Origin of the sequence: Pseudorhodobacter sp. (genome assembly GCF_030452865.1) — a bacterium.
In the GTDB taxonomy this organism is placed as follows: Bacteria; Pseudomonadota; Alphaproteobacteria; order Rhodobacterales; family Rhodobacteraceae; genus Pseudorhodobacter.
Genome location: NZ_JAKDLJ010000349.1, coordinates 1 through 3,839 on the forward strand (window position 1 = coordinate 1; position 3,839 = coordinate 3,839).

At 58.5% G+C, this 3,839-nt stretch carries 3 protein-coding genes and 1 pseudogene; 3 read left to right on the forward strand and 1 reads right to left on the reverse strand.

The window, feature by feature from the left end:
* Positions 1-644, forward strand: a pseudogene (locus L0H65_RS16045) (translation initiation factor 2); the annotation flags it as partial.
* Positions 645-765: 121 nt separating this feature from the next.
* On the opposite strand, the gene hppD reads toward L0H65_RS16045, so the two are convergent.
* On the reverse strand, positions 766-1,860 hold the full coding sequence (hppD, locus tag L0H65_RS16050; RefSeq protein WP_301460138.1) for a 4-hydroxyphenylpyruvate dioxygenase: 1,095 nt from the start codon (positions 1,858-1,860) through the stop codon (positions 766-768).
* A 245-nt stretch (positions 1,861-2,105) separates the two neighbouring features.
* On the opposite strand from hppD, the gene L0H65_RS16055 reads away from it, so the two are divergent.
* Entirely contained in the window at positions 2,106-2,561 is a 456-nt protein-coding gene (locus L0H65_RS16055; RefSeq protein WP_301460140.1) for an Lrp/AsnC family transcriptional regulator, read from the forward strand.
* Between the two features lie 30 nt (positions 2,562-2,591).
* Positions 2,592-3,839: cation:proton antiporter (locus L0H65_RS16060; RefSeq protein ID WP_301460142.1), on the forward strand; the 1,248-nt coding region annotated here is incomplete at its 3' end.

Here is a 3,839-nt window from a genome sequence, read left to right on the forward strand (position 1 = left end):
ACCAAACTCCGGACGCGGCAGCGACTGGCACCGAGGATGGCGCGGCAATCGAACCTGATCCGGCAGTGCGCCGTCTGGCCAGCCTGCGCCCGAAACTGCGGCCCCAATCTGTTTTGAAGGCTGCGGCGGCAGCACGCGAAGCGGTGGAGGCTGCATCGCTCGCCGCAAAGGCCGCAGCGGCGGAAAAGACCGCCGACGCCGCAGTGTTGCCGGTTGCAATGTCGCGCCGCCCTGCCGCACGTCCGCGTGATTTCTCTAAAGCGGTCGCGGCGGCAGTGGCGGCCGCAACCCGCGAAACAACAACCACCCGGCGACAGGTCAAAGTACCAGACCCGGTGCAGGAGCCGGAAGAAGCCGATGAACCGGAAGTGCGCGTCAGCGCCGCACCGCGCATTCCAACCCATGCCAATGTCGCGAAACAGGCAACGTTCAAGAACGTGCTCAACCTGTCGAAGACCAACCTGATCGGGATTTATGGTTCCGACTCGAATCGTTACGCGATGATCCGCAGCTCCTCCGGCCGGTATCAGAAGATCCGCGTCGGCGACCGCGTGGATGGGGGCACGGTTGCAGCGATCACCCGCAGCGAAGTGCGCTACAAGAAGGGCAGCAAGATGCTGGCACTCTCGATGCCGAACGGCTGAGGCTTTTGGGTCGGGCGTTGCACGCCTTGGTTGCTGTGGATTTTGGATATTTTTTGCAGAGAAGACGCAGCAGCGTCATCGGGTTAGACAGCCCGGAGCGCGCGGCCTGTATCCTGTTGTTTCAGATCGCTTTAAGAACACCGCGATCAATTTGATCCTGTTCGATGGATTCGAACAACGCGCGGAAATTGCCCTCGCCAAAACCATCGTCGCCCTTTCTCTGGATGAATTCAAAGAAGATCGGGCCGATCACGGTTTTGGAGAAGATTTGCAACAGGATGCGGGTTTCACCGCCATCAACCACACCCTCGCCGTCAATCAGGATGCCATGCCTTTCCATCCGGTCCAGCGGTTCCTGATGATCGACCACACGGGTTTTTGACAACTCATAATAGGTCTGCGGCGGCTTCGGCATGAATTTCAACCCGCGCGCCGCAATCTCATCCACGGTTGTATAGATATCATCCGACCCGACCGCGATATGCTGAATCCCTTCGCCTTTGTAACGCTTGAGATATTCGACAATCTGCCCGGTCTCTCCGCGGTCTTCGTTGATCGGAATGCGGATGCGCCCGCAAGGCGAGGTCAGCGCGCGGCTGAAAAGACCGGAGTGTTTGCCCTCGATATCGAAAAAGCGGATTTGTTTGAACCCGAAGATATCGCCGTAAAAGTTGAACCAGGTGTCCATATTGCCCTTGTGGACGTTATGGGTCAGGTGATCGAGATAGTAGAAACCCACGCCTTTCGGCTTTGGCGTCGAAAGCCAGTCAAACTTCGCATCATAGGGGTTCGCGCTGCCATACTGGTCGGTGAAATAGATCAGGCTGCCGCCGATCCCGACAATCGCGGGCAGATCCAAGGCCTTGTCCGAACCGTCATACGGTGTCGCACCTTTGGCAACTGCATGGGCATAGGCGGCATTGGCATCGACCACCCGCCAGCCCATCGCTGGTGCGCAGGGTCCGTGTTCCGCGACAAAGCGCATCGCATGGCTGCCCGGTTCGTTGTTCAGAATATAGGTGATGTCGCCTTGCTGCCAAAGTTCGATATCCTTGGATTTATGCCGCGCGGTCAGCACATATCCCATCCGGTCGAACAGATCGCGCAGAGCCTGCGGTTCGGGATGGGCAAATTCCACAAATTCAAAACCATCGGTGCCAGCGGGGTTTTCCGCCGAAATTCTGGCCTTGGGGGCTGCGTGCGGGAATGGTCCCATGAAAAATCCTCCTAGTACTTGTTGCGGCTAATCGAATTCGGCTATTCATCTGCCGGGTGAACGCGTTATGCGTGGCAAACGCTGCCTCACCCCGGCAATTGAATGCAATTGAGAGCAACGCACCCTGATTGCGAAACAAAAGTTTACCGCAATTGGCGTCGGAATTTTGCGCATTCTTGCGTATGATAGCAAAGGGAGGTGCGCGTTCCGCGCATCTTTGGGCAAAATCATGCGAGGTTTGAGCAGTGCTCGATGAAGTCGATTCTCGCTTGCTGAGCGAGGTGCAAAAGAACGCCATGCTGACCGCGCAGGAATTGGGCGAGCGGTTGAACCTGTCGGCATCCCAAGCCGGGCGGCGTCGGCAACGGCTGGAATCGGAAGGCTATATCATCGGCTATGCGGCACGTCTCGATCCGGTTCGGGTTGGGCTCGCGGTGCAATCCTTTGTGCAAATCCAGATGGCGAGCCATGACCCCGAAGGTGCGCGCAGTTTCGCCAGCCTGATCTCCACCCGGCCCGAAATCATCAGCGCATGGACATTGACGGGCGAAGCCGACTACCTGTTGAGGGTGTGGTGCGCGGATTTGCCGGCCCTCAACCGCTTGATCCATCAGGTATTGTTGCCGCATCCCGCCGTGTCACGGGTGCAAAGTCAGATCGTGATGGATCAATTCAAGCCCGACACCGCCTTGCCAACCTGACGCCTACAGCGCACCCCAAGAAGGACCACCATGGAAAGCTTTCTGCTCCAAGCCTCAATCTACCTCGGCGCCGCGGTGCTTATCGTGCCATTGGCGGTGCGTTTGGGGTTGGGGTCGGTGCTGGGCTATCTGGCGGCAGGAATTTTGGTAGGGCCAATCCTTGGCCTTGCCGGAACGGAAACCACGGATTTGCAGCATTTCGCCGAGTTCGGCGTGGTGATGATGCTGTTCTTGATCGGGTTGGAGCTGGAACCGAAATCGCTTTGGGACATGCGGCACAAATTGCTCGGGCTTGGCGGGTTGCAACTGGTCCTGACCACTGCTTCGATTGCCGTGCTGGCCAACTGGATCGGGCTGAGCTGGCAGGTCGGCATTACTCTGGGAATGATGTTTTCGCTCTCCTCCACCGCGATCGTGCTGCAAACCCTGTCGGAAAAGAACCTGATGCGGACCGGCGGCGGGCGCGCAACCTTTGCCGTGCTGCTGACGCAGGATATCGCAGTGGTGCCGATTCTCGCGATCATTCCGCTGCTGGCGCTCAGCGGTATGGGGCTTCCCGCCGGCGTCACATTGGAAACCTTCGGCATCACCGATCTGAACGGCGCCGCCGACAGCGCACATGCCGCCCCATCTGGCGCGGCGGAACCCTTGCTGACGCTGGTGCAATCCTTGCCGGGTTGGGCTGTTACGCTGATGACGCTCGGCATCGTGGTCGGCATCATGCTGGTCGGGCATTTCCTGACCCGCCCGGTGTTCCGCTTCGTCCACGCCTCTCGCCTGCCGGAGATGAGTACCTTCATCTCCCTCCTGATGGTGCTGGGCATCGCGTTCTTGATGATGCTGGTCGGGCTGTCCCCCGCGCTTGGCACCTTCATGGCGGGCGTCGTGCTCGCCAACTCCGAATTCCGTCACCAGTTGGAGGCGGATATCCAGCCGTTCAAAGGCATCCTGATGGGGTTGTTTTTCATGACAGTCGGCGTCAGCATTGACTTTGAGGTGCTGCTGGCGAACCCTTGGAAGGTGATTTCCCTCACGCTTGCAGTGATCGCGCTGAAAGCCGGGGTGCTGCTGCTTTTGACCTTCATCTTCAATATCCGAGGCCGCGACCGCTGGCTTTTCACGCTTGGTCTGGCACAAGCAGGTGAATTCGGTTTCCTGATCGTCAGCTTCGCGCGCAAGCAATCCATCCTGCCGACCTCGGTATCGGAAATCGTACTCCTGATCATCAGCCTGTCGATGCTGCTGACTCCCCTTTTGTTCATCTGCTATGAGGCACTG

What these genes read in the sequence shown, in the direction of transcription:
- hppD (WP_301460138.1), bottom strand. Translation starts at nt 1,860, where the DNA reads ATGGGACCATTCCCGCACGCAGCCCCCAAGGCCAGAATTTCGGCGGAA.